This is a genomic window from Ollibium composti (genome assembly GCF_004801285.1).
Classification (GTDB): Bacteria; Pseudomonadota; Alphaproteobacteria; order Rhizobiales; family Rhizobiaceae; genus Mesorhizobium; species Mesorhizobium composti.
This window is the reverse complement of the sequence record NZ_SSNY01000004.1, coordinates 113,738-133,294: the sequence shown is the minus strand read 5'-3', so window position 1 is coordinate 133,294 and position 19,557 is coordinate 113,738. Positions and strand designations below refer to the sequence as shown.

The window sequence follows — 19,557 nt, the reverse complement described above, 5'->3', positions numbered from 1 at the left end:
CTGACGGACCGAGGGGAACGCCAATGGTCAGATTTGTTTCGGGATTGACGGTCACGGAGCGGCAGGTCGCCCTTGTGGTGCTGCTGGCCCTTTCGCTGATCGGCCTGGCGATGGCCGCGGCCGGGCGTGGCGACCCGATGGGCGCGCAGGGCTTCATCGTCATGATTTTCTCCGTCGGCCTCGGCTTCGCTGTGATGTCGGGCTATTACGCGCCCGAGCCGGACGAGAGCCGGCTCTCGCGCTACTACGACGACCCGACCAAGGTCGGCATCGTACTCACCATGATCTGGGCGGTCATCGGCATGGCCGTCGGCGTATGGGTAGCGGCACTGCTTGCCTGGCCGGACCTGACCTTCGATGCCGCCTGGGCGAGCTTCGGGCGGCTCAGGCCCGTGCATACGTCCGGCGTCATCTTCGGCTTCGGCGGCAACGCGCTGATCGCCACCTCCTTCCACGTCCTGCAGCGCACGTCTCGGGCGCGCCTGCCGGACCAGTTCACGCCGTGGTTCGTGCTGATCGGCTACAACCTGTTCTGCATCGTGGCGGCCAGCGGCTACCTGATGGGCGTCACCCAGTCGAAGGAATATGCCGAGCCGGAATGGTACGCCGATATCTGGCTGGTCATCGTTTGGGTGGCCTATTTCCTGCTCTACCTGCGCACGCTGGCGCGCCGCAAGGAGCCGCATATCTACGTCGCCAACTGGTACTACATGGCCTTCATCCTGGTCGTGGCGGTGCTCCACATCGTCAACAACCTGGCCGTGCCGGTCTCCTTCGCGCATGCCAAGAGCTATTCGCTGTTCTCCGGCGTGCAGGACGCGATGACGGAGTGGTGGTACGGCCATAACGCGGTCGCCTTCTTCCTCACTTCCGGCTTCCTCGGCATGATGTACTACTACCTGCCGAAGCGGGCGGGGCGGCCGATCTTCTCCTACCGGCTGTCGATCATCTCGTTCTGGGGCATCACCTTCCTCTACATGTGGGCGGGTTCGCACCACCTGCACTACACGGCACTGCCGCAATGGGTGCAGACGCTCGGCATGACCTTCTCGATCATGCTCCTGGTGCCGTCCTGGGCTTCGGCGGGCAACGCGCTGGCGACGCTGAACGGCGCCTGGCACAAGGTGCGCGACGATGCCACGCTGCGCTTCATGATGGTAGCGGCGGTGTTCTACGGCCTGTCCACCTTCGAGGGCTCGTTCATGGCGATCCGGCCGGTCAACTCGCTCTCCCACTATACCGACTGGACCGTCGGGCACGTCCATGCGGGTGCGCTGGGCTGGGTGGCGATGATCACCTTCGGCTCGATCTACGCGCTGGTGCCGTGGATGTGGAAGCGCCAGGCGATGTATTCGTCGAGGCTGGTCGAGGTCCACTTCTGGTTGGCGCTGGCGGGCACCATCGTCTACGTCTTCGCCATGTGGAACTCGGGCATCATCCAGGGCCTGATGTGGCGCACCTACAATGACGGCGGCACGCTCGCCTATTCCTTCATCGACTCGATGGTGGCGATGCACCCCTACTACATCGCGCGTGCTTTCGGCGGCCTGCTGTTCCTGTCGGGTGCGGTGGTGGGAACCTACAATGTGTGGATGACGATCCGCGCCGCCCATGCCGAGGCGGCGGCGGGCGAGACGGGTGCCGACGTGCCAATCGCGGCCGGCAGTGGCGCCATGCAGGCGGGAGAATAATCATGCCGGAATTCTTCCACCGCAAGATCGAGCGTAACGCCATCGGCTTCGTCGTCGCCATCGTCGCCGTGGCGTCGATCGGCGGCCTGGTCGAGATCGCGCCGCTGTTCACCATCCACCAGACGGTCGAGGAGGCGCCCGACATGCGTGTCTATACGCCGCTGGAGCTGGCGGGCCGCAACATCTACATCCGCGAGGGCTGCTATGCCTGCCATTCGCAGATGATCCGCACGCTGCGCGACGAGGTCGAGCGCTACGGGCCGTATTCGCTGGCGGTCGAATCCAAATACGACCACCCGATGCTGTGGGGCTCGAAGCGCACCGGGCCGGACCTTGCCCGCATCGGCGACAAGTATTCCGACGCCTGGCATGTGCGCCACCTCATCAACCCGCGCGACGTGGTGCCGGAATCGGTCATGCCCAAATATGGCTGGCTGGCGCGAAATGAGCTGCGCATAGAGGATCTCGGCGCGCATCTGGTGGCCCAGCAGGATGTCGGCGTGCCCTATACGCAGGAGATGGTCGACAACGCCACGCGCGACGCCTACGGCCAGGCGACGCCCGATACCGATGCCGCTTCGGGCGTCAGCGAGCGCTATGGCGCCGCAACGCAGGTCCGGGCCTTCGACGGCGATCCCGCCCGCGTCACCGAGATGGATGCGCTGGTCGCCTACCTGCAGATCCTGGGCCGGCTGACAGAGGCGCCCTACAAGCAGTCGGCGGCGGCAGAGGCAGGGGAGTAGCGCCATGGAGATCGCCCACGACGCCGTCGTCGCCTTTTCCAAGAGCTGGGGGCTGTTCTACCTCGTCGGCTTTTCGCTGTGCGTGGTTGCCTATGCCTACTGGCCCGGCAACCGCAAGGCTTTCACCCACGCCAAGATGAGCGTGCTCGACGACGATGACAGGCCTCTTGGGGACAGGCCGCTTGGGGACAGGCCGCTCGGGCCGGAGGCATGACGATGGATCTCGGCAAGCAAGACCCCGTCACCGGACGCGTGACCACCGGGCACGAATGGAACGGCATCGAGGAACTGGAGACGCCGATTCCGAGGGTCGTTTTCTTCTTCCTCGGCGCGGCTTTCCTGGTTTCCGTCATCTGCTGGTTCCTCTATCCGACCTGGCCGCTGATCTGGACCTACAGCAAGGGCCTGCTCGGCATCGACCAGCGCGTGACCGTGACCGAGCAGGTCGAGCGGGCCACGGAAGCGCGTTCGGTCTGGACGGCGCAGGTGCTGGACAAGTCCTATGCCGACATCGAGGCCGATCCGGCGCTGATGCACCTGGTGACGGAGACGGGCCGCACACTGTTCGTCGACAAGTGCGCCGCCTGTCACGGCGTCAACGCCACCGGCGGGCCGGGCTTCCCCGATCTTGCGGCCAAGGCCTGGCTGTGGGACGGGGAGCCGGAGGCGATCGAGGAGACGATCCGTGTCGGCATCAATTCCACCAACGACGACACCCGCACCTCGCAGATGCTGGCCTTCGGCCGCGACGGCATCCTGCCGGCCGATGAGGTCGGGGACGTGGTCGCCTATGTGCGCTCGCTGTCCGGCCTCCAGCCGGCCGAGGGCGACGCGGCGCGCCTCGACAAGGGCAGGCAAGTGTTCGCTGACAACTGCGTCGCCTGCCACGGCGAGGACGCCAAGGGCAACAAGGACGTCGGCGCGCCCGACCTCACCGACGCCAACTGGCTCTACGGCAGCGATGTGCAGAGCGTCTTCTCCACCGTCTATTCCGGGCGGCAGGGCCATATGCCGAACTGGGGTGCCAAGCTGTCGCCGCTCGATATCAAGATCCTGACGCTCTACGTCCACACGCTCAAGGGAGCGGAAAATTGAGCGCCGGGCTGGCAGGAGGCGCTACGCCCGTCCGCCGCAACTGGCGGCTGATCGCGATTTCCATCGCGGCGGCGGTCATGGCGGTCTTCGTCGCCGCCAACGCGCATTTCATCTATGTCGCCTTCACCTCGCAACCGGACTGCGTGCCGCATGCGAAGGCGGCGGGGACGGCAAGCGGCGCCTTGCGCGCGGCGGATTCGGCATGTTGAAGGGGAGGCGGTCATGACGCATGTCGAGCAAAGCGAGAGGATCGTTCCGCTGGCCGAGCAGCGCCGGCGCCATCTGCCGTGGACGGCTGCGTTCGGCTGGCTCGGCGCCGGCTGGCGCGACCTTCTCAACCGGCCGGGGCCGAGCCTGGCCTATGGGGTCGCGGTTTTCCTCGTCTCGCTGGTGATCGTGTGGGGCCTGTTCGCGTTCGGGCTGGACTACATCCTGTTCCCCGCGCTCGCCGGCTTCATGGTGATGGGGCCGCTGATCGCCATCGGCCTCTATGCGAAAAGTCAGGCCATCGAGGCGGGCAGGCCGTTCAGCCTGTCCAGCATGCTGTTCGTCAAGGCGAAAGCGGGCGGGCAGGTGCTGTTCATCGGCGTCATCCTCACGCTGCTGATGCTGTTGTGGATGCGCGCGGCCGTCATCGTCTATGCGCTGTTCTTCGGTCTGCGGCCCTTCCCGGGGCTCGACCATGTGGCGCAGATGCTGTTCACCACGCCGACCGGCTGGGCGATGCTTCTGGTCGGCTCGGTCGTCGGTGGGCTGTTCGCGGCCTTCTCCTTCGCCATCAGCACCTTCTCGGTGCCGATGCTGCTCGACCAGGATGTTGACGCCTTCACCGCCATGGGCACCTCCATCTCGATGGTGTTCCGCAACCTGCCGGTGATGATCGCCTGGGGCGTCATCGTCCTGGTGCTTTCCCTTCTCGGCGTCGTGACCGGGCTACTCGGGCTGATCGTCGTCTTTCCGCTGCTCGGCCACGCCACATGGCACAGCTACAAGGCGATCAAGTGAGCGCTTCGCGCGCGGCTTGTCTGCGAGGCCGCGCCTTGCCCTGCGCGGCGTGAGATGGGCAGCCTCGTCTTCCTGATCCCGATTGCGCTGCTTCTGGGCGCGGCGGCGCTCGGTGCCTTCCTGTGGTCGCTGAAAAGCGGCCAGTACGAGGATCTCGACGGGGCGGCCGAGCGCATCCTGATCGACGACGAGGAGGGCGAGGGGCGGCGGGAATCCGATCCTGACCTCAGAGATCGAGGCACTCCTCGCTGACGAGGTTGTTCCCGGCATCGACGACAGCGCGCCAGACCGAGCGGCCGTTGCGCACCGTCAGCCGCCGCAGTCCTTCGTCGTCGCCGATGCCGATCTCGACCTGGCTGGTGATCTGGCCGAGGCGCATGCGGCGGCGCAGTTCCCGCTCGTCCAGCGCCAGCTTCGCACCGAGCAAAGCTGGGTCGAGGAGGAAGTCTCCCTGCTCGTCACAGGACAGTATCATCGGGCTCTTTGATCCATCGCAACGTTGCGACAAGGTGCCTTTAAACATAGATTGACAATATATCTTTTGGCTGAAAAGGTCCATCCGGAATTGGATGGATCGCGCGATGAAGGACGTCATGCAAGAGCAGGGGAGGCGATCGTGAACGGCGCCGCGCTCTCGCGCTGGACGATGGCGTATTTCGCCGCCGCGTTCGGCCTCCTGATCGTCGCCGAGGCGCTGATGGCATGCGGCTACGGCTTTCCCGCCGTGGCGGTCGAGGCGCCCGAGACGCTGGTGCTGGTGCATGTCACGGCGATCGGCTGGCTCAGCCTTTTGATGTGCGGAGCGCTGTTCCAGTTCGTTCCTGTGCTGGTCGGCCAACCCTTGCGGGGGCGGCGCCTGGTTCTCCCGGCGTTGCTTTGCCTGCTTGCCGGGCTCGCCTGCCTGCTGGCCGGCTTCCTGTCCCTGTCGGGGGTCGTCGAGATCGGCTTTCCCGTGCTCGGCTGCGCCGCGGTGCTGCTCGCGGTCGGGTTCGCTCTGGTGGCGACGGCGCTCGCGCGTACGCTGTGGAGCGCCCGGCGCACCGGCCTGCCGATGCCGGCGCGTTTCGTCGCCGTCGGCCTCGCCTGCCTCGCGGCGGCGGTGCTGCTCGGCGCGGTCTTCGCGCTGACCTTCGCCGGCCTGCTGCCGACGACCGATGTGGTGGGATGGGGCCTGCCGGCGCACGCCGTCGCCGGTTTCGGCGGCTGGCTGACCTTTACTGCCGTCGGTGTCAGCTACCGGCTGCTGCCGATGTTCATGCTGGCGCCGGAGACGGAGCGGGCGACGACGCGGCTTGCCTGGTGGAGCGGCGGTGTCGCCCTTTTCCTGGCGGTTCTCGCCGCTCCCGCCGAACGCGCCTTATCCGGCTCGGATACATCCCTCGCAATCGCCGGACTGCTCGGTTGCGTTGCGCTGGCATGCTACGGCGCCGACCTCGTTTTCTTCTATCGCCGCCGCAAGCGGCGGGCGATCGAGTTGAACAGCCGCTCGGCGGTCGGTGCCTTCGCCTGCCTCTGCCTGACGGCCGTCCTGGCCGTCGCGATGGCCGTCATGGGTGAGGCCGCCCGCCATGTCGGCGCGCTGGTTTTCCTCGCCGCCTACGGCTGGCTGGGCGGGCTCGGCCTGTCGCAGCTCTACAAGATCGTGCCCTTCCTTACCTGGCTGGAATGCTACGGCCCGGTGATGGGTCGCAAGCCGACGCCCAGGGTGCAGGACCTCGTCGTCGAGCGCCGCGACGGGCCGTGGTTCATCCTCTATTTCGCCGCCGTCCTGGGCGGCGCGGCGGCCCTTCTGGCCGGCAGGCCAGAGCTGTTCAGGCTGGCGGCGGTGGCGATGCTCACCGCAACGGCGGCCATCGGCCTGGAACTGGTGCTGGCGCGCCGGCTGTTCAACGTCGCGCGGGAGAAGCGCCTGCCGGAGGGCACGGTGCGTCCGCATCTGTTCTTCGCCGCGCAACGCTGAGACGACCAAGGAGATCGACATGAGCGCATCCTATCTGGACCTCGACGTCCGCCCCATCCTGCGTGACGGCGGCGAGCCGTTCAGCGCCATCATGGAGGCGGTCGGCGCGCTGGCGCCTGGCCAGAGCCTGCGCCTGCTGGCGACCTTCAAGCCGCTGCCGCTGTTCCAGGTGCTCGGCGCGCGCGGCTTCCAGGCGGCGGCGCGCGAGATCGGCGGCGGCGACTGGGAGGTCATCTTCACGCCGGCCGGCGCGGCGGCGCCCGAGCCGGAAGCCGCCGCCACCGCCGACGATCCGCGCGGCTGGCCCCGGCCCGAGGTGGAACTCGACAACCGCGACCTCGACCCGCCCGAACCGATGACGCGGACGCTTGAGGGCATCGAGGGGCTGTCGCCCGGCCAGACGCTTGCCGCACTTCTGCCGCGCGAACCGCTGTTCCTGTTCAACGAATTGCGCGCGCGCGGCCATTCGTGGCATGGCTTTACGGAACCGGAAGGGCATTACCGCATCGTCATCCGTCGTGGCGGGCAGGCGCCGTCATGAGCGGGCAGGCGGCGGCGACGCCGACAGGGACGCTGGCGGAGGCGGTCCGCCGGGCGCTCGGCATGGTCATCGACCCGGAACTCGGCGAGAACGTCGTCGACCTCGGGCTGATCTACGACGTCGTGATCGCCGACGGCGGCGTGGCGCTGATCCAGATGACGACGACGACGCGCGGCTGTCCCGCGTCCGGCTACCTCGAGGAGGCCGTGCGGGAGGCGGCGCGCGCCGTGCCCGCCGTCAGCCGCGTCGAGGTGTTCATGACCTACGAGCCGAAATGGACGCCCGACATGATGAACGATGAGGCGCGGCGCAACCTCGGACTGACCGGCAGGAGAAGACTATGAATGTGGTAGACAAGCGGGTGATCGTCGTCGACGGCGTGCCGCTTCCCAGCATGCTCGACGAGCGGATGGTCCGCGACGTCGTGTACGGCTTCTATGACAAGATCCGGGCCGACGACATGCTCGGTCCGATCTTCAACGGCGCGATCGCCGACGAGGAATGGTCGCATCACCTGGCCAAGATGTGCGATTTCTGGTCGGCGACGCTCTTGCGCACCTCGCGCTATCAGGGCAGGCCTTTGCCGCCGCACTTTGCCCTGCCGGGCATCGGCGAGGAGCATTTCCGGCGCTGGCTGACGCTGTTCAAGGCGACCGTCCAACAGCTTTGCCCGCCGCCGGTGGCGGCGCTGTTCTTCGAACGGGCGCTGCGTATCGCCCACAGTTTCCGGCTCGCCATCGCCTTCAATCGGGGCGAGGATACGATGGACGTGCGGCCGATCCTGGCCGAGTCCCTGTGAAGCGGAACCCGGTTCGATGCGGCTGACCAATTTTTCCGACTATGCGCTGCGCATGCTGATGTACGCCGCCTCGGCGGGCGACCGGCTCATCACCATTGAGGAGGCGGCGCGCGTCTTCGGCGTGTCGAAGACGCATCTCAACAAGGTGGCGAACACGCTGACGCGCGCCGGATTCCTGAAATCGGTGCGCGGCCGCTCCGGCGGGCTGACGCTCGGGCGGGCGCCGCAGGATATCTGCATCGGCGACGTCATCCGTCTGACGGAACCGGACTTCGCGCTGGTCGAATGTTTCGCCACCGGCAATCAGTGCGTGATTACCCAGCGCTGCAAGCTGCCGCGCATGCTGAACGACGCCATGGCCTCCTTCCACGCCACGCTGGACCGCTACACGCTGGCGGATATCGCGCTGATGCCGCGCGATTTCGGTTCGCGCGTGCCGCCGCAGCACCTCGAACAGGCGGCGCCGTGACATGGCTATCCCGCGCACCCGGCCGGGCAATTATCCGGCGGTTCTCTCCTATGGTTTCAGGCCGTTCTTCCTGCTGGCCTCGTTGCAGGCGGGCGGCGCCATCCTGTTCTGGCTGCCGCTGTTCTACGGCGACCTCGATACGCAAAGCGCCTTCGCGCCGGTGGACTGGCATATCCATGAGATGCTGTTCGGCTACCTGACGGCGGTCGTCACCGGCTTCCTGCTCACTGCCATCCCCAACTGGACCGGCCGCCTGCCGGTGCAGGGCACGCCGCTGCTTTTGCTGGTGCTGCTGTGGCTGGCCGGACGGATGGCCGTGTTCTTCTCCGGTCCCTTGGGCTGGCTGCCGGCCGCCGTCGTCGACTGCGCCTTCTTGTTGGCTGTGGCCGCAGCCGCCGCCATCGAGATCGTCGCGGGGCGTAACTGGCGCAACCTCAAGGTGCTGGCGCCGATCAGCGTGCTGTTCGCCGCCAATGTCGTCTTCCATGTCGAGGCGCATGCGCTCGGTGCGTCCGATCTCGCCCGCCGCCTCGGCATCGGCGCTGCCATCGTGCTCATCATGGTGATCGGCGGGCGCATCATCCCGAGCTTCACCCGCAACTGGCTGGCGCGCGAGAATCCGGGCCGGCTGCCCACGCCCTTCGGCCGCTTCGATGCGGTGGCGATCACCATCTCGGCGCTGGCGCTGGCGGCGTGGGCTTTCGTGCCGGAGCGGACCGGCACCGGGGTCGTGCTGGTGGCGGCAGCAACGTTCAACGCCGCCCGGCTCGCCCGCTGGGCCGGATACCGCACCACGCGCGACCCGCTGGTTCTGGTGCTGCATGTCGCCTATGCCTTCGTGCCGCTCGGGCTTCTTCTGGCCGGCTGTGCCGCGCTGGCGCCGGGCAGCGTGCCGGAGGCGGCCGCCGTCCATGCCTTCGGTGTCGGCGCCATCGGCTCGATGACGCTGGCGGTGATGACACGCGCCACGCTCGGCCATACCGGCCGCGACCTCAAGGCGAGCGCCGGCACGGTGGCGATCTATGCCTGCGTCGTGCTTGCCGCGTTGCTGCGCATCCTTGCCGCCTTCGATCCCGGACGAGACATGCTCATCCATGCCTCGGCAGGGCTTTGGGCGGTGGCGTTCCTCGGCTACGCTGCGCTTTACGGCGGCATGCTGGTCAGCCCGCGATTGAAGGCCCGCCAGCCGAACCGCGCCCCGGCGTGAACGCTCAAATCGTGGAGATGGGAACGATGACCTCGCACCAGCCTGTCGAAAACCACATCGAGGCAATCGCGCGGGAGGCCTACGACCGCTGCCATCCGGGCGATACGTTCGAGGCGCTGAAGCGCCGCGCGCCGTTCTCGAAGGAGGATCGCGGCCTGCTGCAACAGTGGCTCGCCTTCGCCGGCGAAAAGGCCGGCGTGGCCGCCGGCATCGAGGAAGACGGCTTCGGTCCCCAGCCTTAGGCTTTTTGCTTACGCATGTCTTTGTCCCGAAACCGGTTTCCACTTTCGGGAGACATGCGTTAATGATAGCCGATGTCGGCGCGCACCTTGCCGCGGAACACCCAGTAGGACCAGCCCGTATACATGAGGATCACGGGCAGCAGGAACAGCGTGCCGACGGCCAGGAAGGCCTGCGTGTTGTCGGCCGAGGCGGCTTCCCACAGCGTGTAGCGGTGCGGCACGATCATCGGCCACAGGCTGATGGCGATGCCGAGGTAGGAGAGCAGGAACAGGCCGATGGCGGCGACGAAGGGCAGGGCCTCCGCCTTGCCGTTCAGCGCGCGCCATTCCACCAGCGCCAGCAGCGCCGTTACGATCGGGACCGGCGCGAGATAAAGGATGTTCGGCCAGGTGAACCAGCGCGCGGCGATGTCTGCGTCCATCACCGGCGTCCAGATTGAGACGATGGCGACGGCGGCCAGCACGCCGACGAAGCACCACTTGCCCAGCCGCCTTGCCCAGTCCTGCAACGCGCCTTCGGTCTTGAGGATCAGCCAGCCGGCGCCGAGCAGGCCGTAGCCGGCGATCAGCGCCAGCCCGGTCAGGATGGAGAAGGGGGTGAGGAAATCCCATGACGAGCCGGCGAAATGGCGTCCGTCCACCTCGAAGCCCTGGATGAAGGCGCCCAGCACCAGCCCTTGCGCGAAGGTGGCGATGGTCGAGCCCCAGGCGAAGCCGTGGTCCCAGAAGGTCTTGTGGGCGGCGTCGCGGAAGCGGAACTCGAAGGCGACGCCGCGGAAGACCAGCGCCAGGAGCATGACCAGGATCGGGAAATAGACGGCCGGGATGATGATGGCGAAGGCGAGCGGGAAGGCGGCCAGCAGCGCCAGCCCGCCCAGCACCAGCCATGTCTCGTTGCCGTCCCAGATCGGCGCGATGGAATTCATGACCATGTTGCGCGAATCCGTGTCCGGAGCGAAGCCGAATAGGATGCCGACGCCGAGGTCGAAGCCGTCGAGCACGACGTAGAAGCAGACGCCGAGGCCGAGGATGAGCGTCCACAGCGGCACGAAGTCGAGAGCCAGCGGGGTCATGACCGGTTCGCTCCTTCTTCACGCGGCAACGCCCTGACCGGCAGGCCCGGCCGGCCGCTCTCGATCTCTTCGATTTCGTCGTCCGCTTCGTCCGGTCCCTTCCTGACGAAGCGCGCCATGATGAAGAGGCCGGCGGGAAAGATGACCAGATAGGCGACCATGTAGCCGGCCAGCGAAATCAGCACGTCGGTGCCGGTCAGCGACGGCGAGACGGAATCGGCGGTCCTCAGCAGGCCGTAGACGGTCCATGGCTGGCGGCCGACTTCGGTCGTCGTCCAGCCGGCGAGCACGGCGACGAAACCCAGCGGCGCGATCCACTGGCAGGCGGTGAGATACCAGCCGGTGGTGAACAGCGTGCCCTTCCAGCGCAGCCACCAGCTCGCCGCCACCATTACCAGCATCAGCACGCCGATGCCGACCATGATACGGAAGGAGAAGAAGGGGATGGCCACCGGCGGGCGCTGGTCGCGCGGGAAGTCCTTCAGCCCGCGGATCTCGCCGTTGATGTCGTGCGCGAGGATGAGGCTGCCCAGCAGCGGTACCTGGATGACGTAGCGGTTCGTCTCGTTCTCCTCGTCGGGGATGGCGAAGAGGTTGAGTGGCGCGCGGCTTTCGGTGTCCCAATGCGCCTCGATGGCGGCGAGCTTGGCCGGCTGGTAGTGAAGCGTGTTGAGGCCGTGCAGGTCGCCGAGCAGGATCTGCGCCGGCACCAGCACTGTGAGCAGCCACAGCGTCATCGACAGCATGCGCGAGCCCTCGGCGACGAAGCGGCCACGGCGGATCAGCCAGGCGGCGACGCCGACGACCACGAAGGCGGTGGTGACGTAGAAGCCGACGACGGTGTGGCCGAGCCGGTAGGGGAAGGAGGGATTGAAGACGATCTCCATCCAGTTCCGCGGGAAGAAACGGCCGTCGATGAGGTCGTAGCCGGCCGGCGTCTGCATCCAGCTGTTGGCCGACAGGATCCAGAAGGAGGAGAGCAGCGTGCCGAAGGCCACCATCAGAGCGGCGACGAAGTGCGCCCAGCGCGGCACCAGCTTGCGGCCGAACAGAAGCACGCCGAGGAAGGCCGCTTCGAGGAAGAAGGCGGTCAGACCCTCATAGGCGAACAGCGGCGAAAGCACGTTGGCGGTGGCGTCGGAGTAGCGGCTCCAGTTGGTGCCGAACTGGAAGGGCATGACGATGCCGGAGACGACGCCCATGCCGAAGGAGACGGAGAAGATCTTGATCCAGAAGGAGGATATGCGCAGGTAGATGTCGCGCCCTGTGAAGAAGTTCAGCCCTTCCAGAACGGCGATGTAGGAGGCCAGCCCCACGGTGAAGGCCGGCAGCAATATATGCCAGGCGATCACCCATGCGAATTGCAGACGCGACAGAAGAAGCGGATCGAGTTCCATGGCTTGGTCCCGATGCTGATCGTACGGCGAAACGTCGGCGACGAAGATAGCGCTATCGGGACAAGGGGCAAGTCGCCTGGCGCGCCCCTTGTGTCGCGCGGCGTTCCGCCACGGTGGGTGCGACAACGGCGCACAGGGCCTCGCGCAAGAGCTTGATCCGCATCAAGTTGGCGGAGGGCCGGGTGCGATAATCTTGGACGAAAGCGTGCCGTTGCTGTCGGAGACTTTGCGGCGCGATGGAGCGGACCGGCCCGCATCGCGTTGAGAGGCAGGGCGTGCCGGCATCTGCCTCGTCGCTTTGCAGGCGGCGCGCCGACGGAGTGAGTCATGTTCGAGGATCGCAGGGAGGCCGGCCGGAAACTCGCCGCCGCGCTTGCGAAGTTGAACCTGCGCGATCCGGTCGCGCTGGCGCTGCCGCGCGGCGGCGTGCCGGTGGCGGCCGAGATCGCCGGAGTGCTGGCGGCACCGCTCGATCTGGTGATCGTGCGCAAGGTCGGCGTTCCCGGCAATGCGGAACTGGCTGCCGCGGCGATCGTCGATGGCGAGCCGCCCGATATCGTGCTCAACCGCGAGGTGATCGAAGCATGCCGGCTGAGCGACGACAGCCTGGCCGCGCTGGTGGCGCGCGAGCGGCCGGAGCTTGCGCGCCGTCGCGCCGTCTATCTCGGCAAGCGGCGACCGGCTTCAGTTGCGGGCAAGACCGCGATCCTGATTGATGACGGTGCGGCCACGGGAACGTCGATGAAGGCCGCCGGGCATCCGCGCGCTATGCCCGGATCATGACTGTCCACACAAGCCAGGGAGGGTGCCATGCAGATCAGGACCATGTCGAGGCTGGAGTGCACGAAGGTGCTGGATGAGCATCGGCTGTGCCGGATCGCCTGTTCCAGGGACGGGCGGCCCTATGTCGTGCCGCTCTATTTCGTCCGCGACGACGGCTATCTCTACGCCTTTTCGATGCCGGGCCAGAAGATCGACTTCATGCGCGCCAATCCGCTCGTCTCGGTGGTGGTCGAGGAACACGGCCCGAACCGGCAGTGGAAGAGCGTCGTGGTCGAGGGGCGCTACGAGGAACTGCCGGACCGGATCGGCTTCAAGCAGCAGCGCGAACGCGCTTGGTCGCTGCTCAGCCACTATCCGGACTGGTGGGAGCCGGGCGCGCTGAAACCGGTCCTGCCGCCGGTTTCCGACCATTCGCCGCACATCTTCTTCCACATCCTCGTCGATCAGGTGTCGGGCCGGGCGGCGGAGTAGACCGAGGCTATGCGAAGTTGATGGAGACCTCGCCGTGCGGGCCGAAATCGGCGGCGATGCGGTCGCCGGGGCGCGTTTCGACGGGGCGCACGAAGGAGCCGGACAGCACCACTTCGCCGGCGCCGATCTCCATGCCGTAGGTGTGCAGGCGTTCCGCCAGCCAGACGATGCCGCGCGCCGGGTGGTCGAGCACGCCGGCGCCGAGTCCGGTCTCCTCGACCTCGCCGTTGCGGGAAACGATGGCGCCTACCCAGCGCAGGTCCGTCTCGCGTGGGCCTAGCCTGCGGCTGCCGGTGACGAGGCCGGCATTGGCGGCGTTGTCGGCGATGGTGTCGAAGAATGTGCGGATTTTGCCGGTTTCCCGGTTCATCCGCTCGATGCGGGTGTCGAGGATTTCCAGCGAAGGCGTGACGTAGTCGGTGGCGTCGAGCACTTCGTCGATGGACACGTCCGGCCCCTTCAGCGGCGCCTTCATGACGAAAGCGATCTCGGCCTCGACGCGCGGCTGGATGAAGCGGCCGGCGGGCACCGTGCCGCCGTCGACGAAAACCATGTCGTCGAACAGGATGCCGGAATCCGGGATGTCGATGGCGAGCGCCGATTGCATGGCCTTCGAGGTCAGGCCGATCTTCCAGCCGATGCGCTTCAGCCCGCTCGCCTGCTTGCGCTTCACGAGGGCGGCCTGCACGGCATAGGCGTCGTCCATGGTTGCGCCGGGGAAGTCGAGGCTGAGCAGGCGGATCTGTTTCCGATCTTTCTCAGCCTCGAACAGGCGCCGCGCGGCATCCTCGATCTGGTCGGGGGTCATGCCGTTGCCTCATCCATCACGCCGTTCCTCAATACGCCGATCCCGTCGGCCTCGACCTCGATCACGTCGCCCGGTTTCAGCCAGACCGGCGGGTCGAGCCGGGCGCCGGCGCCGGTCGGCGTGCCGGTGACGATGACGTCGCCCGGTACCAGCGTGGTGAAGGTGGAGACGTAGGCGATGATCTTGCGGAAGGAGAAGATCATGCGGCCGGTGCGGTCCTGCTGGCGGACTTCGCCGTTGACGCGCGTGGTGAGCTTGATGTCGGCGATCTGCGCCTCGTCGGCGAACGGCACCAGCCATGGGCCTATTGCGCCGGTACGGTCGAAGTTCTTGCCTTGGGTGACGTTGAACTTGGCGTGCCGCACCCAGTCGCGGATGGTGCCCTCGTTGCACAGCGAAAGGGCCGCGATGTGGCCGAGCGCGTCCTTCTCGGCGATGCGCCGGCCGGGTTTGCCAATGACGATGACGATCTCTCCCTCATAGTCGAGCTGCGGCGATTCCGGCGGGCGCACGAGGTTTTGTCCATGGCCGACGAAGGAGCGCGGGAAGCGGATGAACAGCGACGGATTGGATTGCGCCGCCTGTCCGTCCTTGTACTCCTCGTTGCGGTCGGGGAAGTTGACGCCGACGCAGATGATCTTTTCCGGCGCCGGCACCGGGATTTCGTAGGCGATGTCGGCCTCAGCGAAGTCCGGAGACAAGGTGGCGGCTTCCTCACCGAGACGGGTGAGCGCACCGGCCTCGACCGCTTCGCGCAACGTCGGCCATTTTGCGCCGTGGCGGGCGGAAAGATCGATCACGCCCTTGTCGGTGACGGCGCCGTAGCGGGTCCGGCCGGCGGCGGTGAAGGTGGCGAGGCGGGGGAGAGTCATGGTGCTGTTTCGCCGGTTTTGAGAGTTTCTGGAAATGGCGTTCCACCCCCACCCCTAACCCCTCCCCTCAAGGGGGAGGGGAACTTGGGCGCGGCAGCTTCCCCTCCCCCTTGAGGGGAGGGGTTAGGGGTGGGGGTGCAGCGACGTTCCAAATCCACCATCGATAATCTCACGGCGCGACGATCGGCGTCGCTGCAAGATCGGAATCCCGCGGCGTTACCCCTGCAAACACACTGCCTTCCTCGAACCAGCTTCGCGGCGCCGGCGCGCCCCACAGCGTCTGGCGCTGCGGGTCCTTCAGGTCCCAGCGGATCGGCTCGAGGTCGGGATCGACGGTCTGGTAGTCCGAGCAGTAGATCTCGATGCGGTGGCCGTCCGGATCGCGGATATAGAGGAAGAAGGCATTGGAGATGCCATGCCGGCCGGGGCCGCGCTCGATGTTGGAGATGTAGCCTGTGGTCGCCATCAGGTCGAGCAGGTCAATGATGTTGAGCGGCGTCGGCACCCAGAACGCGACGTGGTGCAGGCGAGGGCCCTTGCCGTTGGTGAAGGCCATGTCGTGCACGCCGCCCTTGCGGTGCAGCCAGGCCGCCCATAGCCGTTTCGTCGCCTCGTCCTCGGTGTATTCGGTGACGCGGAAGCCGAGTTCGGCATAGAAGGCGGCCGATTCGTCGACATTGGGCGAGAAGCAGTTGAAGTGGTCGATGCGCAGCGGCTTCACGCCCTTATAGAGCGCGTATTTCTGGTGGATCGGCGGCAGGCGGTCCATCTTCGAATAGAATTCCAGCGGGATGCCGTGCGGATCGCGCGTGCGGAAGGTGCGCGACTGATAGGGCCGCTCCACCCATTCCACCGGCAGGTCCTTCGCCTTGAAGAAGGCTTCGGCTCGGTCGAGGTCTTCTTCCGAATAGACCTTGAAGCCGAGGTCGCGCGCTTCAGCCTTCTCCCCCTTCTTCAGGACGATGCAATGATGGCCGCGTTCCTCCAGCGCCCGCAGGTAGATGGCGTCCTTCGTCTCGTCGGTCACCTGAAGGCCCAGCGTGTCGACGTAGAAGGCGCGGCTCCTGGCCAGATCGGTGACGACCAGTTCGACATGGGAGAGCCGCACGATGTTGAAGGGCGGGTAGAGATTGTGTTTCGGCAGCGGCATGGTTCTTCCCTCGAAAACGATAGCAGCCCGGAAGCGGCGTCAGCCGCCGAGCTTGGCGATGGCATGCGCCCCGGTGGCGAAGGCGATGTTCTTCGTCTCCATGTAGAAGTCGAAGGACCAGTCGCCGCCGTCGCGGCCGATGCCGGAATTCTTCACGCCGCCGAACGGCGTCGGCAGATGGCGCACGTTCTCGGAGTTGACCCAGATCATGCCGGCTTCCAGCGCTTCGGTGAAGCGCAGCGCGCGCGTCACATCGGCGGTCCACAGGTAGCCCGTCAGGCCGTAGGTCGTGTCGTTGGCGATCTCCAGCGCTTCGGCCTCGTCCTTGAAGGGGATGGCGGTCAGCACCGGGCCGAAGATTTCCTCGCGGGCGATGCGCATATTGTTGTTCGCGCCGGTGAACAGGGTCGGCCCGACATAGCAGCCGCCGCCCGGACCCTGGACCTTCTCGCCGCCTGCGGCGACGGTGGCGCCCTCTGCCTTGCCGATGGAAATGTATTCGAGAACCTTCTTCTCATGCACCGGATGGATCAGCGGACCGACGACGGTGGCCGGGTCGAGCGGGTGGCCGACCTTGATGCGCCTGGCCTTCTCGGCCACCAGCGCGGTGAACTTGTCGTACACGGAAGCCTCGACCAGCAGGCGCGAGGAGGAGGTGCAGCGCTCGCCGTTCAGCGAATAGATCATGAAGACGGCGGCGTCGGCGGCGCGCTCAAGGTCGGCGTCGGCGAAGACGATCACCGGGTTCTTGCCGCCGAGTTCGAAATGCACGCGCTTCAGCGTTTCGGCGCCCTGCTTCATGATCATCGAGCCGGTGCGGCTCTCGCCGACGAAGCCGATGGCCTTGATGTCGGGGTGCTCGGTCAGCGCCTTGCCGGCATCCTCGCCCATGCCGTTGACGAGGTTCCATACGCCCTTGGGCAGGCCGGCCTCCTCGGCGATCTCGACCAGCAGGCGTGCCGTCAGCGGCGAGAACTCGGCCGGCTTGTGGACGACCGTGCAGCCGGCGGCGAGCGCCGGCGCGATTTTCCAGGTGGACAACATGAAGGGCGTGTTCCACGGCGTGATGACGCCGACCGGGCCGATGGGCGCGCGCGTCGTCATGTTGACCTGGCCCGGTCCGTAGAGGGTGCGGCCGTCGCGGGCGGAGGGCGCGCGGTCGGCGTAGAAGCGGAAGTTCTCGGCGCCGCGAAGGGCCGCCTTGGCCATGAACTTCAGCGCCTGGCCGGTGTCCATGCATTCGACGAAGGCGATTTCCTCGGCACGGGCGACGATGGCGTCTGCGATTTTGTGCAGCAGTTTCTTGCGCGCGTCGCCGGGCATCGCGGCCCAGTCGCGGAAGGCTGCCTTGGCGGCTCGCGCGGCGCGGTCGATGTCCTTGGACTTGCCGTGCGCGACTTTCGCGATCGGCTTGAGGTCGATGGGCGAGATTGTCTCGAAGGTCGTGCCGTCGGATGCCGGCACTGCTTCGCCGCCGATCTGGTTGAGCACGCCGTCCTTGCGGAAGCGCTCGAGATAGGCTTCGGCCTTCTTCAGATTGTCGTCGAGTGCGCTCACGGTGGCCTCCGTCATTTGCCCCGCAGGCGCGGGTGGATGGCATTCTTCTTCCAGGAAAGCTCTGCGTCGATCTCGCGGATCTCCAGCGAAAGCGCGAAATGCGGCGTGGCGAAAAGGTTCGCCAGATGGTCGGTGACGGCCGCGAAGATCGCCTCGCCAGTGCGCTTCTTTTCCTCCGCGCTACGGCCCTTGCCGATGCGGAAGTTCATGTCGATGAAGCCGTTTTCGGGTAACCGGTCGGCGATCGCATAAGCTTCGGCGCGGAAGGCGCGCACGCGCACCGCGCCGGGCTCGAACAGCCCGGTGTCGAGAATGGTGCGGGAAACGAGCGTGCACAATTCGCCCATGTCGACCGAGGCGTCGAGATTGGCCGAATATTCGATCGCCATATGCGGCAAGGCTTCCTCCTCGCAGCATCGCTGCCGTTCTTAGTTAACGTGTGAATTACATCTTGACGCGCGACTGTCAAGGTTCTTCTCTTGTTAAGAGGATGGCGCGTGCAGGATTGCCGCTTGCGGCGCGTGTCGGATATAGCGTGTCCGGTGTTCGGTTCCTTTTTGGGGACCATCGTTGCCCGGAGGGAATTTTGCTACCGCCCAGCACACGTCGCTCGCTGCCGATGGCGCTGCTTCGCGCCCGCGAGGTCATCATGGCGCATTTCCGGCCGATGCTGGCGCGCCACGACATCACCGAGCAGCAATGGCGGGTGCTGCGCATGCTGGCGGAGGCCGGGCCGCTGGAGGCGACCGAACTCGCCAACCAGGCCTCCATCCTGCCGCCCAGCCTGACGCGCATCATCAAGGCGATGGAGGAGCGCAAATTCATCACCCGCAGCCGCGTCAAGGACGACGGCCGCCGTGCACGGCTGGCCATCAGCCCGGCCGGGCTGGCGCTGATCGAGGAACTGGCGCCGGAGCGCGTCGCCATCTACGACGCCATCGAGAAGCGGTTCGGGGTGGAACAGCACGAAAAGCTGCTCGACATGCTGGACGGGCTGATCCAGTCGCAGAACGGGGAGTTGCCGTAGGCAGCAGGCCCCGGCTGGACGATGGTGATGTTGCAACGCTTTAGGCGCGAGCTTCTCTTCGCCGCCTCGCCCTTCGCTACGGCTCCCGGCGTTCGAGCCCTTTGAAAGGTCCACCGGACCTTTCAATTCGCCTGCGGCGAACCGGGCTCTCACCCCCCGAAACTCCCCAGCGCGGTCGGCTGCATGTAGTTGCGCCCGACATAGAGGAGTGCGGCTTCCTCCGAGCCGTGGCGGATGTCGACGACCCGGCCGAACATGACGTTATGGGTGCCGACCCTGTTCACCGCCTCCGTCACGCAGTCGAAGGAGACGATGGCATCCGACAGCGCCGGCTGGCCGGACGCCATCACCTGCCAGCGGGCGGCGTCGTAGCGCTCGCCCATGTCGCTGATCGCGCCGGCGAACTTGGCCGCCAGATGCTGGTGCGCCTGCGTCAACACGTTGACGCAGAAGCGGCGGTTGGCGAGGAAAAGGCCGGTCTGCGCCGAGCGTTCGTTCATGCACACGAGCAGCGTCGGCGGATCGTCCGAGACGGAACACATGGCGGTTGCTGTGAAGCCGCCGCGCCCGGACGGGCCGTCGGTGGTGATGATGTTGACCGGGGCACAGACCCTTGCCATGGCGTCCCGGAATTCCAGCCTGGAAACCTGCGCCTGCATGGCCGCCT

26 protein-coding genes are annotated in these 19,557 nt (G+C 66.5%); 17 read left to right on the top strand and 9 right to left on the bottom strand.

The annotated features are described in order from the left end of the window. Positions 1-23: 23 nt before the first annotated feature. From ccoN to ccoS, 7 genes are read left to right on the top strand one after another with little or no spacing between them, the layout of a single operon-like run. On the top strand, positions 24-1,691 hold the full coding sequence (ccoN, locus tag E6C48_RS08830) for a cytochrome-c oxidase, cbb3-type subunit I (protein ID WP_136356206.1): 1,668 nt from the start codon (positions 24-26) through the stop codon (positions 1,689-1,691). Between the two features lie 2 nt (positions 1,692-1,693). Beyond that, positions 1,694-2,434 carry a cytochrome-c oxidase, cbb3-type subunit II gene (gene ccoO / locus E6C48_RS08825; RefSeq protein ID WP_136356204.1) on the top strand — a complete coding sequence of 247 codons (741 nt, stop codon included), beginning with the start codon at positions 1,694-1,696 and terminating at the stop codon, positions 2,432-2,434. Between the two features lie 4 nt (positions 2,435-2,438). Then, positions 2,439-2,648 carry a cbb3-type cytochrome c oxidase subunit 3 gene (locus E6C48_RS08820; protein ID WP_136356202.1) on the top strand — a complete coding sequence of 70 codons (210 nt, stop codon included), beginning with the start codon at positions 2,439-2,441 and terminating at the stop codon, positions 2,646-2,648. A gap of 2 nt (positions 2,649-2,650) precedes the next feature. Further along, positions 2,651-3,529 carry a cytochrome-c oxidase, cbb3-type subunit III gene (gene ccoP, locus E6C48_RS08815; protein WP_136356200.1) on the top strand — a complete coding sequence of 293 codons (879 nt, stop codon included), beginning with the start codon at positions 2,651-2,653 and terminating at the stop codon, positions 3,527-3,529. Beyond that, positions 3,526-3,738 carry a hypothetical protein gene (locus E6C48_RS08810; RefSeq protein WP_206086462.1) on the top strand — a complete coding sequence of 71 codons (213 nt, stop codon included), beginning with the start codon at positions 3,526-3,528 and terminating at the stop codon, positions 3,736-3,738. Before ccoP ends, E6C48_RS08810 begins: the two co-directional genes overlap by 4 nt. Before the next feature lie 13 nt (positions 3,739-3,751). Next, positions 3,752-4,534, top strand: coding sequence for a DUF2189 domain-containing protein (locus E6C48_RS08805; RefSeq protein ID WP_136356198.1), 783 nt, complete (start codon positions 3,752-3,754; stop codon positions 4,532-4,534). Between the two features lie 54 nt (positions 4,535-4,588). Then, positions 4,589-4,786, top strand: coding sequence for a cbb3-type cytochrome oxidase assembly protein CcoS (gene ccoS / locus E6C48_RS08800; RefSeq protein WP_136356196.1), 198 nt, complete (start codon positions 4,589-4,591; stop codon positions 4,784-4,786). Here the strand turns inward: ccoS and E6C48_RS08795 are convergent. Next, the gene (locus tag E6C48_RS08795; protein ID WP_136356194.1) at positions 4,761-5,009 is read right to left on the bottom strand and encodes a DUF6522 family protein; all 249 of its coding nucleotides are present in this window, start codon (positions 5,007-5,009) and stop codon (positions 4,761-4,763) included. The genes ccoS and E6C48_RS08795 overlap by 26 nt on opposite strands. A 141-nt stretch (positions 5,010-5,150) precedes the next feature. On the opposite strand from E6C48_RS08795, the gene E6C48_RS08790 reads away from it, so the two are divergent. From E6C48_RS08790 to E6C48_RS08760, 7 genes are read left to right on the top strand one after another with little or no spacing between them, the layout of a single operon-like run. After that, the gene (locus E6C48_RS08790; protein ID WP_136356192.1) at positions 5,151-6,494 is read left to right on the top strand and encodes a hypothetical protein; all 1,344 of its coding nucleotides are present in this window, start codon (positions 5,151-5,153) and stop codon (positions 6,492-6,494) included. A gap of 19 nt (positions 6,495-6,513) precedes the next feature. Next, entirely contained in the window at positions 6,514-7,035 is a 522-nt protein-coding gene (locus tag E6C48_RS08785; protein WP_136356190.1) for a DUF2249 domain-containing protein, read from the top strand. Further along, positions 7,032-7,379: a metal-sulfur cluster assembly factor gene (locus tag E6C48_RS08780; RefSeq protein ID WP_136356188.1), complete on the top strand. Its 348-nt coding sequence runs from the start codon at positions 7,032-7,034 to the stop codon at positions 7,377-7,379. Before E6C48_RS08785 ends, E6C48_RS08780 begins: the two co-directional genes overlap by 4 nt. After that, positions 7,376-7,834: a group III truncated hemoglobin gene (locus E6C48_RS08775; protein WP_136356186.1), complete on the top strand. Its 459-nt coding sequence runs from the start codon at positions 7,376-7,378 to the stop codon at positions 7,832-7,834. Before E6C48_RS08780 ends, E6C48_RS08775 begins: the two co-directional genes overlap by 4 nt. A gap of 16 nt (positions 7,835-7,850) precedes the next feature. Next, positions 7,851-8,303 carry an RrF2 family transcriptional regulator gene (locus E6C48_RS08770; RefSeq protein WP_136356184.1) on the top strand — a complete coding sequence of 151 codons (453 nt, stop codon included), beginning with the start codon at positions 7,851-7,853 and terminating at the stop codon, positions 8,301-8,303. A gap of 1 nt (position 8,304) precedes the next feature. Beyond that, the gene (locus E6C48_RS08765; RefSeq protein ID WP_136356182.1) at positions 8,305-9,510 is read left to right on the top strand and encodes an NnrS family protein; all 1,206 of its coding nucleotides are present in this window, start codon (positions 8,305-8,307) and stop codon (positions 9,508-9,510) included. 26 nt (positions 9,511-9,536) lie between these two features. Next, positions 9,537-9,752, top strand: coding sequence for a hypothetical protein (locus E6C48_RS08760; RefSeq protein WP_136356180.1), 216 nt, complete (start codon positions 9,537-9,539; stop codon positions 9,750-9,752). A gap of 59 nt (positions 9,753-9,811) precedes the next feature. On the opposite strand, the gene cydB is transcribed toward E6C48_RS08760, so the two are convergent. Together cydB and E6C48_RS08750 are read right to left on the bottom strand one after the other, a co-directional pair. After that, positions 9,812-10,825 (bottom strand): cytochrome d ubiquinol oxidase subunit II, encoded by a 1,014-nt coding sequence (cydB, locus tag E6C48_RS08755; protein ID WP_136356178.1) that lies wholly within the window; start codon positions 10,823-10,825, stop codon positions 9,812-9,814. Next, positions 10,822-12,222, bottom strand: coding sequence for a cytochrome ubiquinol oxidase subunit I (locus E6C48_RS08750; RefSeq protein WP_136356176.1), 1,401 nt, complete (start codon positions 12,220-12,222; stop codon positions 10,822-10,824). The genes cydB and E6C48_RS08750 overlap by 4 nt, the downstream gene beginning before the upstream one ends. A 327-nt stretch (positions 12,223-12,549) precedes the next feature. On the opposite strand from E6C48_RS08750, the gene E6C48_RS08745 reads away from it, so the two are divergent. After that, positions 12,550-13,005, top strand: coding sequence for a phosphoribosyltransferase (locus E6C48_RS08745; RefSeq protein ID WP_136356174.1), 456 nt, complete (start codon positions 12,550-12,552; stop codon positions 13,003-13,005). Positions 13,006-13,032: 27 nt separating this feature from the next. After that, on the top strand, positions 13,033-13,476 hold the full coding sequence (locus E6C48_RS08740) for a pyridoxamine 5'-phosphate oxidase family protein (RefSeq protein ID WP_136356172.1): 444 nt from the start codon (positions 13,033-13,035) through the stop codon (positions 13,474-13,476). A gap of 7 nt (positions 13,477-13,483) precedes the next feature. Here E6C48_RS08740 and hpaH read toward each other — a convergent pair whose 3' ends face one another. The 5 genes from hpaH to E6C48_RS08715 form a co-directional block, all read right to left on the bottom strand. Continuing rightward, entirely contained in the window at positions 13,484-14,284 is an 801-nt protein-coding gene (hpaH, locus tag E6C48_RS08735) for a 2-oxo-hept-4-ene-1,7-dioate hydratase (RefSeq protein ID WP_136356170.1), read from the bottom strand. Beyond that, positions 14,281-15,156, bottom strand: coding sequence for a fumarylacetoacetate hydrolase family protein (locus E6C48_RS08730; RefSeq protein WP_136356168.1), 876 nt, complete (start codon positions 15,154-15,156; stop codon positions 14,281-14,283). The genes hpaH and E6C48_RS08730 overlap by 4 nt, the downstream gene beginning before the upstream one ends. A gap of 169 nt (positions 15,157-15,325) precedes the next feature. Beyond that, positions 15,326-16,306 (bottom strand): 3,4-dihydroxyphenylacetate 2,3-dioxygenase, encoded by a 981-nt coding sequence (gene hpaD, locus E6C48_RS08725; RefSeq protein ID WP_136356165.1) that lies wholly within the window; start codon positions 16,304-16,306, stop codon positions 15,326-15,328. A gap of 39 nt (positions 16,307-16,345) precedes the next feature. Next, entirely contained in the window at positions 16,346-17,863 is a 1,518-nt protein-coding gene (gene hpaE, locus E6C48_RS08720) for a 5-carboxymethyl-2-hydroxymuconate semialdehyde dehydrogenase (protein WP_136356163.1), read from the bottom strand. An 11-nt stretch (positions 17,864-17,874) separates the two neighbouring features. Continuing rightward, positions 17,875-18,261 carry a 5-carboxymethyl-2-hydroxymuconate Delta-isomerase gene (locus tag E6C48_RS08715; protein ID WP_136356161.1) on the bottom strand — a complete coding sequence of 129 codons (387 nt, stop codon included), beginning with the start codon at positions 18,259-18,261 and terminating at the stop codon, positions 17,875-17,877. Positions 18,262-18,482: 221 nt separating this feature from the next. Here E6C48_RS08715 and hpaR point away from each other — a divergent pair, with 221 nt between their 5' ends. Further along, on the top strand, positions 18,483-18,890 hold the full coding sequence (hpaR, locus tag E6C48_RS08710) for a homoprotocatechuate degradation operon regulator HpaR (RefSeq protein ID WP_230978711.1): 408 nt from the start codon (positions 18,483-18,485) through the stop codon (positions 18,888-18,890). Between the two features lie 149 nt (positions 18,891-19,039). On the opposite strand, the gene E6C48_RS08705 is transcribed toward hpaR, so the two are convergent. After that, positions 19,040-19,549: a flavin reductase gene (locus E6C48_RS08705; RefSeq protein ID WP_136356156.1), complete on the bottom strand. Its 510-nt coding sequence runs from the start codon at positions 19,547-19,549 to the stop codon at positions 19,040-19,042. Between the last annotated feature and the right edge of the window lie 8 nt (positions 19,550-19,557).